This is a genomic window from Thermogemmata fonticola (genome assembly GCF_013694095.1).
Taxonomy (GTDB): domain Bacteria; phylum Planctomycetota; class Planctomycetia; order Gemmatales; family Gemmataceae; genus Thermogemmata; species Thermogemmata fonticola.
The window spans coordinates 382,571-404,034 of sequence record NZ_JACEFB010000002.1 but is presented as its reverse complement, the minus strand read 5'-3'; the positions used below and the strand labels follow the sequence as shown (position 1 = coordinate 404,034).

Below are 21,464 nucleotides of genomic sequence, written 5' to 3'. Positions count from 1 at the left end.
TTACCCCAAAGGGGCATGACGGAATGAGTTTCTGGAGAATAGCGGTAGAAAACATTTATGAGGGGAATAGCCGACGAGTCAGCCAGCCGCCCATGCCGGGGAGCCACAACAATGGTACAAGCAACGGTGCGAGCCGGAGTGAGGATACCAAGACTTGCACCGCCTCCCGATCCCGTAACATTTCACCATTGTCTCGGAGCAAGTAGGGAGTTTTCTGCTCCGCACTGACGGGTTGTAGGCGCACCTGATTATCCACATCGATCGCCGCAATCCAAGCAGCCGTCCGGCATTCCGCATCCCGCGGCAGGTGGAAACACCAGCGGAACCGCGGCAAATCCGGACCGCCGCGGAAGCGATCGCGGATGACACGATCCGGTAGGAAAGCCAGCAACATCACAATCATCAACAGCTCGAACAAGTTCAGACCCATCAGCACCGCGATGATAGCATGCATGAGCGTAGCTAGGAAAATGATCAACCAGCGCAAGCGGGTCCAGAGCAGGAACGGACCAGCAATTTCGACAAACAGCGTGAACCACACCGCCGAGACGAGCATGATGTGATACACCGGCTTGAAGGATACCAGCCAACGAATTGTGTTTTCGTACCAACTGTAGTGCAAGAGGGTGAATTCCGGATTGACAAGCACTTCCCAAAAGGCCTGGCCATGCCACCACATTCCCCCTTTGAGTTTGGATAGGCCGGCAGCCATGTAGATGAAGCAGAAATGGACTTGGATGAGCCTTTGCGCGAAGCCGGCAGCCACCGAAGGGGGTGGGTAAGCTAGGAAAGCCCGTGTCGCAGCATCAAGGCCCCCGCGCCGCAAAGCTGCCCGTGTGGCACGATAACGAGCGATCAGCCGGTCCAGGGATAATGCCGCCCCGCAATTGCCAATCATCAAATAGAACAGGAGGATGTTCATCATGGTGTCCATGCCGAAGAGGATCTGCTGAGTGCGGTGGATGTAACTGACCGTGGCCAGCCACACCAGCACCGAGGTGACCCGAGTGAACAAGCCGACGGTAAACAAGGCGATCAGCACCAAGACCCCCGCATGGATGCATGCCATCGCCGTCGGATCGGTGACATGGAACCACATCGAAAAGATGGCATGCCCTTGACGATAGACCTTGCGCGGGTCCACATTCCAGTATTCCAAGTAGTCCAGAAGGGCGTTGCGTTGTTGTTCATCATCCGGCAGGGTCAACATGAACTCGAGCAAGGCCTGGCGCATAACCGGACCGGCTTCCATGAAGTGATTGATAACGTAAGTCCGCTCCTGTTTGGGATCGATCCAAGGTACCCGCGCCAGGGCGTGCCAGAAATGGCGGATCTCTTGCGCCAATTGACGTTTTTCGTCCGCAGACAGGGTGGCGAAAACAGGGGGCGGTTCGTATTGCTTGCCGAAGCTTTTGGGCCGGGCGCCAATGACGATTTCTTCGCTCAGTTCCACTTGGCCCCCTTGCAGGGCCGTCAGATACCGTTCCAGCTCGCGCTCCGTCGCCATCGATTGGACATAATTGAGGGCAATGAGCACATCCGCCGAATTACGATAGGCGAAGATCCGCTGGAGATAGGCGAGATCACGTTGCCTCTGCGCGGCATCCGCTGGCAAGGAACGCAGGAAGCGCATCAAAGCGGCGCGTCGGTGAGGGAAATCCGATAACTGCGCCCAACCCTCTTGGCTGTCCTCCCAATGATCCAGCCACGGTGTCACCACCATGGGCGATTCCTTGCGCTCCCGATTGATGAAGCGGGCGGCATACCAACCGTGTTCGCCGAAGAACGCCTGCAAGTCCAGACTGTAAGCCAGATGGATATAGAGCACGAGCAAGCCGGTGCTAATGCGGATGAACGCCAGCGTGGTGGGGTCCGCGGGGCAGAACCAGAAATCCCGCCAGCGTTGCCACGGGGAACGCGGTTGCACGTCCGGAGCCGTGAATTTGGCATCGATACCCACCGGGGGAAAAGCGGACTCCGAAGCCGCCGCTTGGGGTGTCTCTTGACTCATCGCAACAGACTCCAATTGAAGACTTCCCCCGCCGATTCGTCCGCGCGCAGCACCTGTTGCGGGGTCAGGTCCAAAGCATGCACCGACATGTAATCCAGGTACGTTTTCCGGAACGGATCATCCGGATCATTGGGTCGCGGTTCTCGCGGCATCACCGGAACCAGCCAGTTGAGCAGTTCATCTTGGGGATGGATCAGCTCTCCATTCGCATCGAATTCCCCCATGAAAAAGGGCAAATAAGTGGTGGGATGGAACGGGCTGGCATAGCTGCCATCTGGCTGGCGGGCTGCGAACGTCTCCACGCGCAGGGTCCGATGTTCCAGGCGATAGATTTTCACCGTCGTCCGTGCTGCCGTCTGAACGTCGGGAGTGTGATACAGAATGACATGCGAAGCATAAGAGGGAAGCAAGTAGCGCATCACATCGGAATTCGGCAAGCGATATTGCAAGCCGATCGGCTCCGTCGGATGCAAGGGGATCAGGCCCAAGCGGGTCATTCGCCGAGCTTGCACTTCCGACTTCTCGAAGATTTCGGGAACGATCACACCAGGGCTGCCACGTGCCAATTGTTCCGTCAGGGATAACCGCCGGTAGTAGGACAGTCCGAGCGGGTCCCGCACATCATCCGGCCGCCGGGGCATCACCACCCATTGATGCTTGTAGACTTTACGCTCGTAGGGATTGCCGGTTTGCGGATCGACCGCTTGGACATGTTGGCCCGTGTCGGTGCGCAGCAGAAACACGAGCAGGCTCGCCGGACCCGGTTCGGGAGAGTAAAAGTGGTAGGCGTTCCGCATGTAGATGAACTGCAAGTACGGGTGGTACAAGCGGGTGTATAACTGAATGGTGACCATCGGGGCTGGATAGTTATGAGTATGTGGCGAGGTTGTCGCCAGAAAAATGCCCCCGAAGTGAAAGAGCAGATACAGGGAAATGGCGGCCAAGCGCCAGGTTTTGGGCACCGCCAATAACAGCGCCCCGCCCAGGGCTACCGCCACCGCGACACCCAAAACCAGGCGATACGAATCCCATGTTTCCGGCAAGCCTGCCCAACCGACCAGTGCCGTGGCCGCCGCCAAGCCCCAGGTCCACCACACCTCCGCCCGCCAGGAAAGTGCCGCCCCGGTCAGGATGCACCCCGCCAATACCAAAAGGACACGCACGCCGTCCAGCCATGGGGGAAAGGACACCAGGTAATGGATGCCCCCCAACACGGCGGCGATGCCGTTGATGAGGAGACCTGAAACTGCCAGCCGCACGACTAATGGGGTCGGCCAAGGAGGAACGGCTTCCGCTGCAGAACGAGGAAGATGGACGACGGCCGCTGTGTCGTGTTCCATGACTGGACTCGCTGCCTCAGAGGATGATGATCGGCATCCCGGAATCTGCCTTGTTCGACTGCCTGGACGACTCCACCTGATTCCATCGACTGCCTTAGCACGGTAGCATAACGCATTCCCTCTCTCTTCTGTTGGCCGAAGCGCCCGCTAGCATCCACCTAGAATCGTGAAAACAGGATAATTAGGTCTTATTTCCGGGGATATGATACACCCGAACCCAAGGCTTCGCAAGAGCGAACACCTCAGATACTCGAAGGACCTCGCTCAAGCCTGTTTCATAATGCCATCCTATTGCAGGCGGCACCTTCCGACTGGCCGGTTCGACCGCTAGGATCGCGCGGACCCTAGCAATCGTTTCCGCCAGTCCCCTATTTTCACCTGTCGCAGCTAGACTTCCCACTTTACCGTTGACTAGGGCCAAAGCGATCCTTAGATTCATGGTATGAGCGAATACCCTACCGTCCCGGAGCAACGAGGACGAGGAGAGGGGATATTCGTGGCATGGGATGGAGTCGGAAGCTAGGCACGCTGTGGGGGTGTGCCAGTGGAAGATGTATAAACTCCGACTCACGTAGGTCCAAACACCTCGGAGGAGCATCGCAATGTACGGTATGGTGCTGATGTTGGCGGTGGCAGGGACACCCGACACCCCGGCCTTCGGGAACAAGGGGGGCTGCCAAGGTGCCACGGCGGGTTGCCACGGCGCTGCCGCGGGATGCCATGGGGCCAAGGCTGGATGCTTCGGCGGACTGTTCAACCGGGCGGGATGCCAGGGTGGTGGCTTGTTCAGCAAGCGGGCCGGGTGCCAAGGAGGCGGACTGTTCAATCGAGCGGGATGCCACGGAGGAGGTCTGTTCGGCAAGCGAGGAGCTGGCTGCCACGGGGCGATTGCGGGGCACGGTTGCCACGGAGCTACAGCTTCACCCCAACCCGCTCCCACGGAGCCGAAGAAGGAAGCTCCCAAGCCTGAGCCGAAGAAGGAAGCTCCCAAGACCCAAACCAAACAGGAAGAGCCGAGCGCTCTCGTTGTGCCTGCGGATGCCACGGTGGAGCGCTTCATTCTGGTGCGCCCAAGAAACTGACAACATTTCCTGCTGAAGACAGCTCGATGGCAGGCATTCGGGGGTCACGGGCAACCTGACCCCCGTTTTGTTTTCCACGTCTGCCGCCTAACGCTGACCAAGCATTTGCCCAAGCCGAGACAAAACGGCCACACAGAGCTTGAAATTCCTGCGAAAACCTGCTGGACTAAAGAGAGGAAAAGTTGCTGCTTGACGAGCTATCAGGATTATTGAAAGTGATTGGGAACTCATGGCGGGCACCTTGATACGGCCACCGGTAAAAACCCTCCGCTTTGTCGTATATCACCGGGTCCTGCATCCGGAGCTGTTTGCTATCGTGGCGAACCGGCAAGTGATGGGTCCGGGATATACCTTGGGAATACGCCTCATACCCAGCGGGCACTCTTTGAGCTGGAGGCTGGAAGACGCCTGCTTGGAGGAAGTGCTCGGCGAAACTCACATGGAACTTCCGGAAACCGGGCGGTTGATCCATAAAAACGTAGAAGGCGAACGCACCTGTTGTTTCGATCTGACCCCGCTCTGGCGATACCACTGTTGTGTACAACGTGAGCAACTCCCGCCGGAACAGTTCGTTCACCTCCATGAAGAACTCGTCGCGGAAGGTATAAGCCGGGGATTGTTATTCCACTATCAACCGCGCCACCGGCTGAGCCTGGCACCGCTGAGTCTCATTAGGAGCCAACCCGTTCGCAGAGGCTTGAGTTTGTCCTGCTTTCACACCTTTCCTGAGGAATGGACGATTGTCAAAACCCAATCCCTGCTGGAATGGAAACGCGACGAGCCGCCAGGACGGGTCTGTTGCTAAACGGAAAAAACAAGCCGACCCGCTCGTGTCGTTGCAGATCGGCTCAAGCGTCCTAGGTTTCCGGATCACAAAAGGTGAATGGAACGTGCAGCATTCTCCTGGTCATGGGAATGCTGCAGCCCGCGTTCCCTCAGCGGCGCAAGCGCAACCGTTGGAGCAGACCCATCCGGCGGACCGGTACGACACGTTCCGAAGTGACAACAGTGGTGCCTGCGTCGGCGCTGGGGGTCGGCGTGCTGCCACTCGCGGGCACAACCTTGCTGTTGTTCGAGCTGCTGGTGCCATCTCCCGGCTTGGGCATGGGCATGGGAACCGTCGTGCTGGGAGTGGTGGACGGTGCGGTGACCGGCGCCGTGTAGACGATGCGTGTAGCGCGGCGTTCTCGGAGCCGGGCCAGCAGGCCGAAACGCCGACCCGATGTCGTCGTGGTCACCACTGTGGGTGCCGTCGGCGCTGCTGGCGCGGTTGCAGCCGGTGAGGGAGAGGGAGCTGTGGGAGGGTTGCTGCCTGCCGGGGGGTCTGCCGCCCAGGCCAGCGCACCCAAACCACACACCGCCGCCATGCTCAACAGATACTTCTTCACAGTGCTTCCTCCTGAAACAGGTCCACATCCTCTGACCCCGGACCGACCTTCCGATCCGGCCGATCAGGTGCCCACAGTTTAGCAACTGCTCCGGGTGATGCAAAGTCCCCACCTGAAAAAAACGTTGCAAAGCGAAACAATTGTCAAGCCTCATTAGCTTCGCGTCCGGGAACCCATAGGCCATCGGTAGGATTCAGCGTGGACTTTGCCACTCGACTGCCGGAGGCGTGCGGAAAGCAGCCGCTATAGCCTGACACTGTTCTACGGTCATTTCCCCGGCTTGCACCCAGAGGCGGTAGCGCAGATGCAGGGGCTTGTCGGGCGTCAGGTCATACTCGACATAATCCCCGAAGCGGCCGTAATCCCGCTCACTCCCGCGGCTTGGGCGAGGATTGGCCGGATGAACGACCCGCAGAACGGTGTATCGTTTTCCGCCGACAACAAAACTCATAGCATTCCACGGCAGATCCACCGTCCGCGGATCGGGCTTCTTGGCATCCCAGTTGCGCGTCTCCCCGACCTTACCTCGACCATCCGGCCGCAGGTAGTACGTATTCTGCTTGCCGTTGCTGGCGACCTCCTGAGCTGCCCGAAAATGAAACCCCGCATGTTGCGGATCGCCATCCAAGCGAACTTTGGGCAGTTTGGTCGTCAAGAGGGAAGACCACTCGATGAGAGTGCCCCCTGAGGTGGCAAACACAGAAACTTCCCGTTCCTCTTGGGCAAATATCTGCCCATCCCGGCCGTACCACCCTATACGCGCACGGTGGCGAGACAGGACCGGTCCCGCCGTCCGCTCTAGGAACCGCTCATGCTGACTGAAAACACCGTTGGTGCCGTGCCAGATATCCGCCGTCTGGCCGTTGCCATAGCTGATGCGGTTGTAACCGAAAAACAGTCCCCGGTGGTGTGGGAATAATCCCTCCTTGGCTGTTTTCACCGCCCCGCTCGTCAACACGGTGGCTCCCTGCACCGGATCATAGACGTGATGGAACGGCTTGAAGGTGAAGTAATGATCGTTCGGATCATGCGGCCGGAACACATATTGGAGAACAGGCCGGACAACATTGTTCTCCCTCCAAACCACATCGAGTGTTTCGTTGGGTTTCTCTTCAAGTCGGAATTGTCCTTTCAGAGGCTCCGCTAGGGTTGGTACTTTCGCTAGCCGCAAAGGTTTTGACGCATTCCATCGTGGAATGACACAGACCACATAACTTCCCATGGAAGGGTCATCCCCCAATCCGGGAGGTACCACTTGAACCGGAACACTTTGACCTTCTCCATAAATGAGGTGTCCGATCGACTCAGCCGCCTCGCGAGGGAGCGGCAAGCGAACGACCACCTGCTGCCACTCTGGGGATTTCTCCTGGGACCAACCCGAAGTAACGGTTGAACCCAGGGCGGCTATCAGGCCGGCCATGATGCTACTGAGAGTCACAGCAACGGCCTTACTCCGGCGACGCAATCCTGTGCCCGGTTGCATGAAGAAGTCTCCTTAAACTCTGGCTAGGAAAACTGAGCGAAAGCCCTACAGCGAGCGAAATTCCTTGTAAGCCATGACTTCCCGTTGGAAGCATGGCCGGTCCAACCAGTAGCTCAATCGCCCCGAAGGGGAGGCACACTCATTTACTGAAGACAAACTTCTTAGGATTGCCCGTTAGGGCGCCTCCGCTGGGCCGCCAGAGGACGACTTCCTCAATTTTTCGAGCCAATTCGAAGTCGCGGTCGGTGATTCCTCCTGCCTCATGAGTCTTGAGTTTGACCCAGAGTTTTCCCCACGTCACAGCGAGATCGGCATGATGCCAGGCGGCCTCGCAGAGAAAGCCGATGGCATTGACCGCCATGAGGGTTTGTGGCCAGCCATCCGTGTTATACTTGCGGCGGATCCAGCCATCCTCCAGATACCACTCGGTCAGGCCTAACTCGGCCAGTTTCGCCCGCACCTCGTCGTCGCTATAGGTACGCAAGTTCGACATGGCCTTTTACCTCCTTTGCATGGTACAAGAAGAGCCTGGCAAACTGGCTCCTGACTGCGGAGCAATTGTCCCCAAGCTCATGGCGCGGTACATCCATCATGGTGCAGGAGAAATCGTCCCATTGCAAGGGGGAGAGGCAGTATCCCACGGTCCGATGATCGGTCTGAGGCTGCCGTTTCTCCTGCGAGGCCTTGGTTGGGCAAGTGTTTTCGGGAGCAATCGTTTTTACGGGAGCGATCAATTGATGACAGCTCATGAGCGGTTGCGCGAGTTGTTTCAGCAACGCGCCCTCCAGTTTGGGGATTTCACCCTAGCATCCGGGCGGAAAAGCCGGTACTACATCAACTCGAAACAGGTGCTCTTCCATTCGGAAGCGCTGGCTTTGCTTGGCGAATGCCTATATGAGGCCAGTGCGGACGTGGATTGCCATGCTTTCGGCGGCATGGAGGTGGGAGCGATCCCCATGACAGCGGCTGTCCTGCTCGCTTACCATCAGCGCGGTCAAAGCCGGGAGGGTTTTTTCGTCCGCAAGCAAGCTAAAGAGCATGGCAGCCGGGAACGCTTGGAAGGGCGGGTGCAAGCGGGGGATCGGGTCGTAGTGCTCGAAGACGTTCTCACCACGGGCAAAAGCGTATCCCAGGCCATCGAGGCTGTAGAAGCGCGGGGAGCACATGTGGTCCGGGTACTGGCCATCTGCGATCGGCTGGAAGGAGCGGCCCAGACTCTTGCACGCTACGATGTGCGATCACTGTTCACCATTCGCGACTTTGGCCTATCACCGGAAGAGAGCTGACGAGCGGAACGATGAACAGTTTTTCCCCGTCGGTATGCTTAGGCTTGCTCCTCTTGGTAGCTGGAATCGGCCATGCTGTGCTCTGGACCGCTCTGCTCAATCATTTCTACGGGCGGCCGTGGCCGAAATCCTTACTGCGATTGTGGCGTTACACGACCGCCGCCATCATCGCGGCATACCCCGCCGTGATCGGTTACAGCCTCTGGAGTGAGTCGGAATTGTTCCAGCATTATCAGAACTTCCGCTGCAACACCAGCACTGGGACCGGGCTGAGGGAGTATCTAGCATTCGGCAAAAAAGCTCCTGGCGCAGCAGTGGCCGCTCTTTATGCTGCCGCTTGCCTGGTGCTGGGGGGTCTGGTTTTCCCCTGGGTAACCTGGAAGCGGGTGGTGCGCCGGCCGCCGCCTTGCCTTCAGAAAGAGCAGAGCCAGCATTACGATTTCGGGAAACAGCACATTCAGGACTTGGTGGGGGATGGCTACATGCGTTGGGCCGCCCGATTGCCGGGTAACGAGATCTTTCGCCTAGAAATCACAGAGCAAATCCTGCGGTTGCCCCACCTTCCCCTGACCCTGCACGGTTTGCACTTGCTGGTCCTGAGCGATTTCCACTTCCACGGTACCCCCAGCCGGCGCTGGTTCGAGCAAGTGATCGCCACCGTGCTGCAAGGTCCCTACCCTGATCTGGTATGCCTGCTTGGCGACTACGTTGATCGCAACGACCACCGGGAATGGATCGTACCGCTATTGGGGCCGATAGCTGCACGCTACGGCAAGTTGGCGATTCTGGGCAATCATGACGTGTCCCACGGTCCAGACCAAATTCGCGCCTGCTTGCATGCGGCGGGATACCAGGTGCTATTGTCTCAGTGGCAACTCATCAGCGTACGGGGCGAATCATTGGCAGTCATTGGTCACGAAGGCCCTTGGCTTCCAGCTCCTGCGGAGCAAGATGAACCTCCGGCACACGCCGCCTTCCGCTTGGGGCTGAGCCACACGCCGGACAATTTCTCTTGGGCTATCCGGCAACAGATCGACCTGTTGGTATGCGGCCACGTTCACGGCGGGCAAATCCGCTTGCCTGTGATTGGGCCGATTTTTGTGCCGAGTCTTTACAGTCGGCGATTCGATAGCGGAGTGTTTCAAGCTGGCAGGACTGTTATGACGGTCTGTCGGGGGTTAAGCGGGCGGGAACCGATCCGTTTCCGCTGCCGGCCCCAAATCCTCCGCCTCATTTTGACGGGAGAAAACCCCAAAGATCAGTAAGACGCTCGCCATCGAGGCATTCCAGTAACCAAGCCGGTCATATGTTGATCTCGGCCACATGCCCCTTCATCACCATCGCAGTCCTAAAGGCGGCCTTTCATCCCTTCGGGTTCACGCAAAAGGTGATGCCTAGCATCGCAAGGAGGATGTAATGCCTGTCATTGCAAGTTGGAGCTACAAGAGCACCGTCAATTGGATGTGGCAGCGGGAGGCTCAGCCTGCGATGAAGCCGGTGGAGTGGGTGGTGGTTCGCTAGCCGGAGTTGCAGAGGGTGTGGCGGATTCCTGAGCTGGTGCAGACGAGGCAGGGGTGCTTGAGCTGGATGCCGCAGCGAGAGGGTCGGGGAGAGTCTTCTGCCCCGGAGGATTGACGGTGCGCACAGGAGCGGGACTGGCAGTTGGTTCCTTTTGGGCAGCACCAGCAGCCGGAGAGGGGGAACGCTTTGCCAGCCGGCGGAGCTTCTCGCGGGCACGTGAGAGCACGACCCCGATCGTGTTCACGGGCACGTTTGTTTCGATGCTGATTTCTTCGTACGTCCGACCTTCCAGATAATAGAGCCGGACGATTTCCCGTTCCCGCCCCTTGAGATGTTTCAAAAGGTATTCCACCTCTTCCAGGCGCTCCAGTCCCTTCTGAGCCGCCGGATCGCCCTCAACCTCGCTGGGCGGGACAACGACATCTCCGCGTGCTAAGGCTTCCTGCCGCTTCTTCCGCCGGACCAATTCACGCACACACAGCCGCCGGGCTACCACCGTCAGGTAGGTGGCCAGACTCGATTCGCCTCGGAATTGCCGCAGAATCTTGAAATTCTCCTCCACGAGTTGCAGTAAGATATCCGCGGCTATATCCTCCACATCTTCCGGACCCAATCGCACACTCCGCAAATAGGCCGTGTAATTGATGACGTGATAAATCAGACTCAGATAGCGATCGACAAAATCATTCCACGCTCCCGGTTCCTTGTGCAGGCACCGCTTGAGTAAATCCCGATCGTATTGGGTGAAGGGTTTAGAATCCACGAGCACAAGTCCGCTAAAAGTCCGCTCCCTTCCCACTCTTTGCCGTTAGTTTATAGCAAGTCCAGGCGACTCACAATTGAAAAGTCTAGCCGGAATCAACAACCCCTCCGGTAATCCGCCATACAGTCCGATAAATCCTCATTCAGACCACCCCTCCTGTTGGGGACCGACCTGATTTCCTAACAGTGCCGCGTTTGGCACCAAATCCGCGCCCAACCGCCTCCAGTCCGTATAGCCCGACGAGGACTGCCATCCCAGGAACGAAGCGGCAGCACGAACGGAACGCGGAGCCCGCTGACGGGGAGGGGTTCTCTCCGGCTGATACTTCTTCGGAGCGGACGACAAAGCGGGGTGTGCCGACGGCATGTCCAACCGAAAAGTTATGCCGCACAATGATTGGGAAAGAGGTCGTAGGATAATGGGATGAAGAGGCGGTAGAGTTTCCCAGTTGGGCAGTCAGGAGTCCTTGAGAATCCGTATGGTTCAGCGCCAATTGCATCTGCTGTCCGCATTGAGGTTGCCCACTTCGTACCCCTTGCAGCTTGAGGCGGAGGAGGTCGCCGCCTGGCTCAACGGCTACATCGTAATGTGGCATCCTGCGGCGTTGTGGAATGCCAGCCAGCCTCCGCAACCGTCCAATTCCTACGATCACGACACTCCCTCGGCGGGTTTTATTTATGTGTTACCCAAAGGCCCTCAGTTGTTTCAGCCGGACGACTGGAAACAGCGAGTGGAAATGGCCCCGGCTTATGCCCTGGAGGCCACCTCAGACCGCTCGGAAACCCTCAGCCGGCTTCTCAGCGCCGCCCATCAAGCTGGCTCCCCTCCGGCGTTGCTAGAAGCCCCCGCCGATGCCGTCCGCCTGTTCTTCGGTTTGGGTTATGGCTATCTGCTGCTGGACACCCTTTACGAGGCTTCGGACCATGTGCGACTCCTCGACGGAGCCGCCTTCTGGCAGGACGTGACAGCAGCCGTCCAGAGTTTGTTGGAAGGGGGCGATCCGCGACCGTCTTTGCGAGCCGCTGCCGAAAAATTGCAGCAGGCGCGGGAACAAATTCACCCCCAACGTCTGGTGTGGGTGGAATGCATTCAACTCGATCCCCAGCAGTTGCAGGCTGATTGGCCGAAGGCCTTCCAAGCTCGCTTACCCGTTTGCGTCCTAACGGCGGGAAGCACCCTGGAGCGCTTAGCGGAAGAGGTACCGGCACGGTTCGCGACCTTGCGATCGGCCTTTCCTGATCAATTGCCGTCGTATGTGGACATCTGCTGCGGAGCGTATCAGGAGCGCGAAGATAGCTTTCTCCCCTTAGAATCCCAGCTCTGGAATCTGCGGTTGGCCCAGGAAACGGTCCGCCGGCTACTCGGCACTTGGAGTCTCGTCTATGCCCGGCAGCGCAGCGCTTATCACCCCCTGCTTCCGGGTTGGTTGCAGCACATGGGCTATCGCCATGCGATTCTCTGGCCCCAACCTGGCGCGACGCTCCCTCGGGTGTATTCCACGGCGGTGCACTGGCCAGCCCCCGATGGTACAGCAGTCGATGCCTTCTGCCGCGAACCGCTGCCCGCCCATGATCCGCTGACCTTCTTCAACCTGGTGTACCATATGTATCAGGCGTACACCAACGATGCGGCTCCCACCTTGACTCTTCTGCATCAAGTCCTTCCCCCCGCCCCGTGCTACGAGGACCTATTGTCCTTATCCGAACTGGCCCCTGTCTTCGGCGAATCTGTGCCTCTCCACCGCTACTTCACGGATGTGGTCGCAGGTGATTACATCGGTCCCCAAGCAGCGGACGAATTTTTCGTTGATGATCTCGACGATCGGGTCACACAACAGAAACGGCCTGACCCAATCTCCGGCTTTGCCCATTTCTGGCGGTGGCGGCGGCGGCTGGATGCCGTTTTCACCCTGGCCGGCTTGCACCGATCCGTCACTCCTCGGCCTACCCTGGATGACGATAAATTGCTCGCAGACCTGGAAGACCTGGAACGCACCGTGGAAACAGCCGGTCCGCAGCGCCGCGTGCTGACGGACGAAACCACCCACGCCCATTGGGCCCGGCTGCAAGAAGCCTGGGCAAAGAAACTGGCGGAACGATTGCAAGCCCGCTCCCCTTCGCAGAAGCCGGGATATCTCCTCTTCAATCCTTGCAATTATACCCGCCGGGTCGCCCTGGAGCTGAATGATGTACCAGCCCCGATCCCGGTAGCCGATCCCGTCATAGCCGCGGAATATGAAGAAGGGAGAGCCTGCCTGGTCGTCGAGGTCCCGCCGTTTGGTTATGCTTGGTTCCCCCGCGGAGTACCAGGAACTCCGCCCCCTAAGCCACGACTCACGCTGGCCGAAGGTCTCACAGTCCGCAACGAGTTTTTCGAGTGTGACATAGACTCCAAGACAGGAGGCATCCGTTCCTTCCGAGACCTGCGGCGCCGCCATACCCGCTTCGGACAACAACTTGTGTTCAATCCGGGCAGCCGCATGATCGCTCGCGACATTTCCGTGACTCATTGCGGGGCCGCGCTAGGTGAAATTACCAGCATCGGTGAATTGCGGAACGAACACGATGAAGTGTTGGCGGTTTTCCGGCAGCGCTTTCGCGCATGGCTGGGCCGCCCTGTGTTGGAGATTCGCATCAGTTGGGAGGACATCCGCCATCCGCCGAGCGGTTACCCGTGGCATGCATACTATGCGGCCCGTTTTGGCTGGCGGGATGAACGGGCCGTCCTGTTCCGAGGCATCCACGGCCGCAACGAACCCACGAGCGCCACCCGTCCCTGGAGCGGGGATTATTTGGAGGTGCGCCTCGGCAACGAACGTTCGTTCCTTTACACCGGGGGGCTGCCGTTTCTGCAACGTCACCACCAGCGTATGGTAGATGTACTTCTCGTAACAGAAGGGGAAGAAGAGCGGACTTTCGATCTGCTGCTGTCCACCGACCGGGATTTTCCCATGCCCACGGCCCAGGGATGGATTTCTCCAGCCCCATTGGTCCAAACGGATCGAGGGCCACCTCCGTGGGGACCGAGCGGTTGGCTCGTTCATATCGATATGCCGAATCTTCTGGTTACGAGCCTGCGCCCAGCTCCACCCTCCGCCGGTGCCGATCGGGCCATTGCCCTCCGCTGCTTGGAAACATCGGGCTTTGCAGGAACGGCGGAGTGCCGCTTTGCCCGAGACCCCAGCCGCGCCAGCCGCATTGACGGCTTGGGACAGCCTCTGCAACCCTTGATCGTCTCCGGCGATGCCCTCCATGTGGATTACTCCGGTGACGAACTCTTCCGCATCCTCGTCGAATGGGATTGAGCTGTTAAGTTGTCCTCCTCACATTGCGTTCGGCCAGCACTCCTCACCGCCGAGGGGAAACTCCCCCACTGTCCTCACCTGATGCCCTTTCTCCAGCCAGATACAACCCCCTGGCAGCAGGAAACCATCAGGGGCTGAAGCGGCTGGTGTAACGGGATGTTTCCGCCTCGACAGCGGGCACACCAGAATGTTCTAGGGTGTTCTTCGAGAGGGCCAAACGAGGACACCACGTGTTTCGTCGGAAATGATGAGAACCGTTGCTCCTAGCAGCACGTGAATTGGCGTTGCTGGCAATCAGAGTAAACCACTACTGCAAGCAGTTATAGCCTGCACGAGGGGAGGATCGAACATGTCCAGGCTTTGGCGTGTGATTGTCATCGGGGTAAGCCTGGGTGGCGGTTTGGTCACACCCGTAGGCTCTCTTGGTGCAGCCGAGCCGGACTCATCTCCGGAAAACATCCGCTTGGCGGAGCAGGTGCAAACTATCTTGCGTACCCATTGTTACCGTTGCCATGGCCAGGATGGAACCGTCGAAGGCGGAGTAAACTACATCACCGATCTGGGCAAGCTACTGGCTCGGAAAAAGATCATACCTGGCAAGCTGGAAGAAAGTCGACTCTGGCGGCGGCTAGAGGATGGCACCATGCCCCCGCCCGAAGAGCATCCCCGCCCCTCCGCTCAGGACCTGGCGATCATCCGCCGCTGGATTACCCAAGGTGCTCCGCTGCCCGCCTCAGCGGTGACGGCTTCCCGCAAGCCCATTACCTCTGCTGAAGTCCACAACCTGATCCTGGCAGACCTGGAACGCCTAGAGCCACGAGCACGCCGCTTCCAGCGCTTTTTCACCTTCCATCATCTCTATAACGCAGGGCTGTCACAGGATGAGCTGCAAACGTATCGCAATGCTCTCAACAAGCTGGTCAACTCCCTTTCCTGGGGTTCCAAGATCATGAATCCCGTTCCGCTCGATGAGGCTAAAACCGTCTTCCGCATTGATCTACGGTGGTACCAATGGGATGCCACGATCTGGAATCGGATTTTGCAGGAGTATCCTTACGGAATCTTGGAGGACACGACGGCGGCAAGGGTCTTGAGCACCTTCACCTTGGCCCGCATGCCCTGCGTCCGGGGGGACTGGTTTATCGCCACGGCTAGCCGCGCTCCCCTATACTACGATGTTTTGCAACTGCCGGTCAGCTTGACCGAACTCGAACGGCTCATCCGCGTCGATGCCGCCCGCAATATCCAACAAGAGCGTGTCATTCGCTTGGCCTTCAACGGTTCCGGTGTATCACGCTTCAATCGCATTTTGGAGCGGCACGACTCCGCCCACGGCATGTACTGGCGCACCTATGATTTCGATGAGCCGCCGGCCAATTTGGCCAATCGTCTGGAAGGAACGCTGGTTCCGGACCCCCGCAACGTGTTCGCCTTCCCTCTCGGTCCCGCCGGGTTAGCCGAGAATCCCTTCCGCCATGCCGGGGGTGAAGCCATTTTCGCTCTTCCGAACGGGTTGCATGCCTTCTTTATCGCCAATGCGAACAATGCGCGCTTGGATAAAGCGCCGGTGAACATCGTCAGTGATCCGCGGCGTCCCGATCGGGCCGTGGAGGCGGGGGTCTCCTGCATGTCCTGTCACGTGACCGGCATTATGCCCAAGGCGGACCAAATGCGGGATCACCTCGAGAAAAACCCGAAGGCCTTCACCCGGCGAGAAGCCGAATTGATCCGCGCGCTCTATCCGGGCAAGGAGGCCGCCTTGAAGGTGATGCACGAGGACATGAAGCGCTTCGCTGAGGCCGTCGCCCAAACGGGAGCACGAGTGGCCCGCCAGGAAGCGGTCAGCACGGTGACCCTCAAATACGAGGCGGACCTGGATATTGAGCTAGCGGCGGCGGAGGCTGGACTGACCGTGGCCCGCTTCCGCGAAGGGGTGGCTCAATCCCCTGTGTTGCGCCGTCACTTCGGCAGTTTGCTTCCTCCAGGTGGGACCATTACTCGCCAGATTTGGGTGCAGGCTTTCGGCGATCTGATCCGAGAGTTGCAGTTGGGCACCCTCTTTGTGGCGAGTTTAAACGGTCCGAGCAACGAAGACAATACTGGCGAACTCGATCCGCTGGAATCGCTCGCGGGAACAGCCCATCAGATGGTCTTTTTCCCGGAGGGGCGCCGGGCCGTGGTCGCGGCGGCGGATCGCTCGGTGCGGCTCTGGGATGTGGAAGGACGGCGCGATGTCAAGCGCCTCGTCGGTCACACTGCTAGTGTGTGGAGTGTCGCTATGCCTCCAGACGGCAAGTATGCCCTCAGCGGCGGCATGGATGGGGTTGCCCGCCTCTGGGATCTAGCTACAGGCCTGGAAATGCAGCGCTACACGGAGCATAGTGGCTTGGTCAGTGCCGTAGCACTCCATCCAAGCCAGCCTTGGGCGTACAGTGGCAGTTACGATGGCTCGCTGGCCGCCTGGCGCTTCCGCGATGGCTCCGAGCTGTGGCGCCGCGAAGGTTTGGGATACATCACCGCACTGGCCGCCGACCCCACCGGTGAGAGGCTTTTGGTCGCCGCTGGCCGCTTCCTCTTACTCCTCGACGCCAAAACGGGGGAAGAGCGCGGGCGTCACGGTCCTTTCCCCGCTCCCGTGTCTGCCGTGGCAGTCAGTCCTGACGGCCGGTGGTACGCCGCAGGTTTTGATGATGGCACGATCCGCCTCTGGAAGCACGGTCAGCCCGCAGCCATCGCCACTTTGACCGGCCACAGCGGCCCCATCCGTGCCTTGGCCCTCAAAGATGGCGGGCGTTGGCTCCTCTCCGGCGGAGCGGATCGGACGGTCCGCCTCTGGGATACCGCGGAGCGGCAACAGCCCCAGGTTGCTCTGTGGAAGCAGCACGCCGCCCCCATCAGTGGCGTGGCGTTCCTTTCCAACGGCACCCAGGTCCTCGCTGGGGATCAGTCTCTGTCCATCCACTTCTGGCGGGTCGATTCCTTCTTCGCCAAACCGGACCCCAACACCCCGCCGGAGCGCATCCCACTGATCCGGGATTGAAAGGCCAATCCGAGTTTGAAAATCTCTCCAGGTATCGCATGCCCGGCGTCCTTGGACAGTGCTGGGGTATAACTGCCAGGCGTGTTATTGCTGGCTTTTTCCGGGGAATGCCGCACCCAACCGATTCCATCCCTCTTCCATATTCAGAGCGCGATCAACCCCGTTATCACTCCAAAATCCCCCTAGTGCCGTTCCCATTCCAAGGTCGGCAGATTTTCCGGATACGGCGGGGAAGGCGGTAATGGCTCCTGCGGCGCTGGAGGCAGAATCGCCGCCTGACGCGGATCACCCCATATCCCCTGTCCCTCGCGCAGGAGGGGATCATCCGCAAAGGGCCGGCGTGCCCAAGCACAGCCCGCCATTGCCAACAGGAGCGCAGCCAAGAGTCCCCATCGGTACCCCATGAGAATGCTAGAGCGGACTCCACCACATAAGAGCGCTGCACCGACCCCCATCAGAACGCCAGACCGAAACATGGATGCACGCCGGATCAATACCGAACGGTCACGTTTGCTATCGACAGAGGCCCGCTCCGGCTTGAGTAGAAGCGGCAGAAGCGGGAAAGGAGGAGGGGAACAGGGAAATTAATGTCCGGGAGCTACGCTGCTGTTTTCGCTGGGCCGTTTCCGCCATTACTTGCCAGACCAAATCCAGTTTGTCCTGCCATTGGAATTCGTGCGCGATTCGCTGCTGTCCCCGGCTTCCCATCATAGTGCGCCAAGAGGGATTGCAAAGCAAGCGAGCCAATTGCTCCGTCAAGTCATTGACATCTCCACAGCGGGCCAACAAGCCGTCCTGTTCGTGGCGGATCAACACACCAGGACCCCCTGCCCGGTAAGCAACATTCGGTCTCGCATTAGCCCAGGCTTCTAGCAGCACCAGGCCAAAGGAATCGGTTCGCGAAGGGAGGGCCAGCAGATCAATCGCCGCGAAAAAATCTTTTTTTTGCTGGGGTGAGAGCGGGCCGAGATAGACAATATCTGAGCCAGAGCACTGCGACCAGACGCGGCGGAAGTCGGGCATAGCCGGTCCTGCCAACACAAGGCGGCACGGAATGCCTCGCTTCTGCAAGCGTTCCGCGGCTTGGAGCAGATCGATGGTCCCCTTCGCACGGGACAGGTTGGCCAGATGTCCGATCACGGGTGTCTGTTCATCGATTCCCCATCGCCGCCGTGTTTCCCGTCGGTTCCCTCCCGTGCATTCACGGATATCTACCCCCATCCCTTGAAGATGGACCCGCTGCGGTGCCACCCCACACGCTAAGACCACCTGCCGTTCCGCCTCCGTTTGGACAAAAACACCGTCGGCTTGCCGTAATAGCCAGCGGAGATGCCAGGCCGTGTAGGCCCGACGGATCGGATCACGGGGATCGTTCAGATCGCCAAAATGGAGAAAGGGGGTTAGAAAAAAGGGGACCTGACGGCACCGCGCCAGTCGCCAGGCACAAGCGGCAATAAAGGCGTAAGGGAATGCCAACGCATGGACCGCATGCACCGGTCCCGCATAGCGTTGGGCCTGGTGCCACATGGAGGGACAGATCGGATTGCACGGCACCGTCAGGCTCCGCCACAAAGGATGGGGTAATAGCGAGAGGGCTTTGAGCACCCACCGCCGCCCCGGAAATCCCCGTAACGGCGGAAAGCGTTCGATGACCGCTTCGCCGCGCCGTTCGCGTATAGGAGAGTAGAGCGATGGCAGGGGATGCCACATCTGTTCCAAGGTCCGAGCCGTCGTCGTCCAGACGCGAACGTGGCAGCCCCCTTCCGCATGCAGGTAGCCAGCCAGGCGTTGGGCATAGGTCTCCGCTCCGCCTAGCGCCGGGGGGTAGCGATGCACACACAGCACCACGTGGTGCAAACTCCTGGCCGCTCGGGAAATCCCCAACATCATCGGCTCCTTACACTGCACCTGGGGAGTGCGATCGATCATGTCCAACCGGGGCATTTTCGGTACGATGAGGGGAAAGGACCTTCTCCCCGTTTAGTTAGGTTGAGTCTGTCATGATCCGGATTTCCAAACTTGCGGAGTCGATCAAGCCGTCGGCCACTTTAGCAGCGGGAGCCAAGGCGCGTCAATTGAAAGCGGCAGGGATCACTGTTTACGATTTCAGTCTGGGAGAGCCGGATTTTAATACTCCCGAACACATCTGTGCTGCTGCCGCTGAGGCGGCGCGCCGCGGCCAGACCCACTACACACCGACCAGTGGCACGCCCGAAGTCAAAAACGCCATTTGCCGCTGGTATCAGCGTTTTCACAACCTGGCGATTGAACCAGAAAATGTGATCGTTTCCAACGGTGCCAAGCATTCCATCCACAACGCCTTGGCCGCCACCGTTGGTCCCGGTGATGAAGTGCTCATCCCTAGTCCCTATTGGGTCAGCTATTCCGACCTCGTCCTCATGACGGGTGCTAAACCCGTACTCCTGGAAACGAGACCGGAGACCGGCTTCAAACTCACCCCGGAGCAACTCCGCTCGGCTCTGACACCGCGGACGCGCCTACTGATGATCAACTCACCTTGCAATCCCACAGGCACTGTGTACACCCGTCAGGAGCTAGAACAGTTAGTCGATACCCTTCTCAACCACAGTGACGCCGCCATTCTCAGTGATGAGATTTACGAACAACTCACTTATGGGAATGCTCAACCGACATGCATCGCCACACTCCGCCCGGAGCTGCGGCAGCGTACCATTACCATCAGTGGTGCCAGCAAGAGTTACGCCATGACCGGCTGGCGCATGGGCTGGGCGATTGCCCCAGGGCACGTGGTCAAAGCCATGGATGCCATTCAGAGTCAAGAAACCAGTTGCCCCAGCAGTATCTCCCAAGCCGCCTTGGTGGCGGCCTTGGACGGACCTCAAGAATGCGTCGCCCACATGCGCGCGGAGTTTGCGGCCCGCCGGGAATTGACCTGCCGGCTCCTCCGCCAGATTCCCCACGTCCGTTTGCATGAGCCGGAGGGGGCCTTTTACGCCTTCTTTGATGTGACCGCTTACTTCCACAAGCACTACGGAGGCTTATGGGTTAGCGATTCGTTGTCCTTCTGTACTGCACTGCTTCAACAGGCTCATGTCAATTTGGTGCCCGGTGTCGCTTTTGGTGCGGAGGGATATGTCCGCATGTCCTTCGCCACTAGCCGGGAGGTCATCACCGCTGGTCTGGCCCGCTTGGCCGAATGGTTGCAGACAGCTCAGGAGAGATGAGTTATGCTACTCGTGACGCAACCGGCAACTCGGGTTTCGACAATGGTTACGACTATGACTGCTCTTTATCTCACGGAAGCGGAGGTAGAACAATTGGTGACCATGGACCTCGCCTTAGAGGCCGTCGCCACTGCCTTCCGGAAGATGGCTTTGGAAGAAGCCGAAAACGTCCCGCGCCAACGCTGCCAAACCGACCATGTTATGCTGCATGTTTTGCCCGCTGCGGCGAAGACGTTGGGCATCATCGGCTTCAAAGCCTACACCTCCAGCAAGCAGGGGACGCGCTTCCACGTGACGCTGTATGACGGCAAGACCGGTGCCTTGGTGGCGTGGCTGGAAGCCGACGTGTTAGGTCAATTCCGCACGGGCGCTGCCACCGGCGTCGCGACGCGGAAATTGGCACGCTCCGATGCCCGCACGGTGGGATGCTTGGGAACCGGCAAGCAGGCGCGAACCCAAATCCTGGCTGTCTGCAAGGTCCGCCCGATCGAACACGTTCGAGTTTACTCCCGTGATGCCGAACGGCGGCGTGCCTTTGCCGAGCGGCTCTCCGTTGAAACGGCAGTCGAGGTGGTGCCGGTCGATCGCCCGGAGGATGCTGTCCGCGGCCTGGACATCATCATCACCGCCACCACCGCCCGCGAGCCTGTCTTGTGGGGTGAATGGCTTTCCCCCGGCCAACATATCAATCTCATCGGTTCCAACATGATCAGTAAGGCGGAAGCGGATGTCGAAGTGTTCCGTCGTGCCACCCTCGTCGTCGTCGATAGCAAGGATCAGGCTCGCATGGAGGCGGGAGACTTCGTCGCGCCTCTCAACAGCGGCATACTGGAGTGGTCCGATATCATCGAATTGGCGCCTTTGCTCATAGGCCGTTACCCCGGACGGCAATCTGCTGAGGACATCACCATCTTCAAGTCACTTGGTCTGGGGATCGAGGATATAGCCCTAGCTGCCCGGCTCGTGGAATTGGCACGCGCTCAGGGTCTAGGACGTTCCCTGTTTTCCACCTGAGACACCAACCTTTTGCGCATGAGGCA

Annotated in this window: 16 protein-coding genes; 8 read left to right on the top strand and 8 right to left on the bottom strand. The window is 59.1% G+C overall.

Annotated features, from left to right (window positions below):
• Window positions 1–55: 55 nt before the first annotated feature.
• The gene (locus tag H0921_RS05070; RefSeq protein WP_194536950.1) at window positions 56–2,011 is read right to left on the bottom strand and encodes an HTTM domain-containing protein; all 1,956 of its coding nucleotides are present in this window, start codon (window positions 2,009–2,011) and stop codon (window positions 56–58) included.
• On the bottom strand, window positions 2,008–3,351 hold the full coding sequence (locus H0921_RS05065; protein ID WP_194536949.1) for a hypothetical protein: 1,344 nt from the start codon (window positions 3,349–3,351) through the stop codon (window positions 2,008–2,010). The genes H0921_RS05070 and H0921_RS05065 overlap by 4 nt, the downstream gene beginning before the upstream one ends.
• Window positions 3,352–3,953: 602 nt before the next feature.
• Here H0921_RS05065 and H0921_RS05060 point away from each other — a divergent pair.
• Window positions 3,954–4,433: a hypothetical protein gene (locus H0921_RS05060; RefSeq protein ID WP_194536948.1), complete on the top strand. Its 480-nt coding sequence runs from the start codon at window positions 3,954–3,956 to the stop codon at window positions 4,431–4,433.
• Window positions 4,434–4,662: 229 nt separating this feature from the next.
• Window positions 4,663–5,238 carry a DUF2617 family protein gene (locus H0921_RS05055; protein ID WP_194536947.1) on the top strand — a complete coding sequence of 192 codons (576 nt, stop codon included), beginning with the start codon at window positions 4,663–4,665 and terminating at the stop codon, window positions 5,236–5,238.
• A gap of 130 nt (window positions 5,239–5,368) precedes the next feature.
• Here H0921_RS05055 and H0921_RS05050 read toward each other — a convergent pair whose 3' ends face one another.
• The 3 genes from H0921_RS05050 to H0921_RS05040 form a co-directional block, all read right to left on the bottom strand.
• Window positions 5,369–5,821, bottom strand: coding sequence for a hypothetical protein (locus H0921_RS05050; RefSeq protein ID WP_194536946.1), 453 nt, complete (start codon window positions 5,819–5,821; stop codon window positions 5,369–5,371).
• 193 nt (window positions 5,822–6,014) lie between these two features.
• Window positions 6,015–7,304 carry a DUF6807 family protein gene (locus tag H0921_RS05045; RefSeq protein ID WP_194536945.1) on the bottom strand — a complete coding sequence of 430 codons (1,290 nt, stop codon included), beginning with the start codon at window positions 7,302–7,304 and terminating at the stop codon, window positions 6,015–6,017.
• Window positions 7,305–7,443: 139 nt separating this feature from the next.
• The gene (locus H0921_RS05040; RefSeq protein WP_194536944.1) at window positions 7,444–7,797 is read right to left on the bottom strand and encodes a 4a-hydroxytetrahydrobiopterin dehydratase; all 354 of its coding nucleotides are present in this window, start codon (window positions 7,795–7,797) and stop codon (window positions 7,444–7,446) included.
• Window positions 7,798–8,041: 244 nt separating this feature from the next.
• Between H0921_RS05040 and pyrE the strand changes: the two genes are divergently transcribed.
• Together pyrE and H0921_RS05030 are read left to right on the top strand one after the other, a co-directional pair.
• Window positions 8,042–8,590 (top strand): orotate phosphoribosyltransferase, encoded by a 549-nt coding sequence (pyrE, locus tag H0921_RS05035; protein WP_194536943.1) that lies wholly within the window; start codon window positions 8,042–8,044, stop codon window positions 8,588–8,590.
• A gap of 11 nt (window positions 8,591–8,601) precedes the next feature.
• A complete protein-coding gene (locus H0921_RS05030) occupies window positions 8,602–9,855 on the top strand; it encodes a metallophosphoesterase (RefSeq protein ID WP_194536942.1) in 1,254 nt (417 codons plus the stop codon).
• 188 nt (window positions 9,856–10,043) lie between these two features.
• On the opposite strand, the gene H0921_RS05025 is transcribed toward H0921_RS05030, so the two are convergent.
• Window positions 10,044–10,874 carry an RNA polymerase sigma factor gene (locus H0921_RS05025; RefSeq protein ID WP_315851846.1) on the bottom strand — a complete coding sequence of 277 codons (831 nt, stop codon included), beginning with the start codon at window positions 10,872–10,874 and terminating at the stop codon, window positions 10,044–10,046.
• 478 nt (window positions 10,875–11,352) lie between these two features.
• Between H0921_RS05025 and H0921_RS05020 the strand changes: the two genes are divergently transcribed.
• Both H0921_RS05020 and H0921_RS05015 read left to right on the top strand, forming a co-directional pair.
• Window positions 11,353–14,178 carry an alpha-mannosidase gene (locus H0921_RS05020; RefSeq protein ID WP_194536940.1) on the top strand — a complete coding sequence of 942 codons (2,826 nt, stop codon included), beginning with the start codon at window positions 11,353–11,355 and terminating at the stop codon, window positions 14,176–14,178.
• Between the two features lie 349 nt (window positions 14,179–14,527).
• Window positions 14,528–17,218, top strand: coding sequence for a c-type cytochrome domain-containing protein (locus H0921_RS05015; protein ID WP_194536939.1), 2,691 nt, complete (start codon window positions 14,528–14,530; stop codon window positions 17,216–17,218).
• 182 nt (window positions 17,219–17,400) lie between these two features.
• Here the strand turns inward: H0921_RS05015 and H0921_RS05010 are convergent, their stop codons facing one another.
• Together H0921_RS05010 and H0921_RS05005 are read right to left on the bottom strand one after the other, a co-directional pair.
• Window positions 17,401–17,601 carry a hypothetical protein gene (locus H0921_RS05010; protein WP_194536938.1) on the bottom strand — a complete coding sequence of 67 codons (201 nt, stop codon included), beginning with the start codon at window positions 17,599–17,601 and terminating at the stop codon, window positions 17,401–17,403.
• A gap of 130 nt (window positions 17,602–17,731) precedes the next feature.
• Entirely contained in the window at window positions 17,732–19,066 is a 1,335-nt protein-coding gene (locus tag H0921_RS05005) for a glycosyltransferase family 4 protein (RefSeq protein ID WP_194536937.1), read from the bottom strand.
• A gap of 152 nt (window positions 19,067–19,218) precedes the next feature.
• Here H0921_RS05005 and H0921_RS05000 point away from each other — a divergent pair, with 152 nt between their 5' ends.
• Together H0921_RS05000 and H0921_RS04995 are read left to right on the top strand one after the other, a co-directional pair.
• Window positions 19,219–20,424, top strand: coding sequence for a pyridoxal phosphate-dependent aminotransferase (locus H0921_RS05000; protein WP_194536936.1), 1,206 nt, complete (start codon window positions 19,219–19,221; stop codon window positions 20,422–20,424).
• Between the two features lie 3 nt (window positions 20,425–20,427).
• Window positions 20,428–21,438 (top strand): ornithine cyclodeaminase family protein, encoded by a 1,011-nt coding sequence (locus tag H0921_RS04995; RefSeq protein WP_228499014.1) that lies wholly within the window; start codon window positions 20,428–20,430, stop codon window positions 21,436–21,438.
• Window positions 21,439–21,464: the final 26 nt, after the last annotated feature.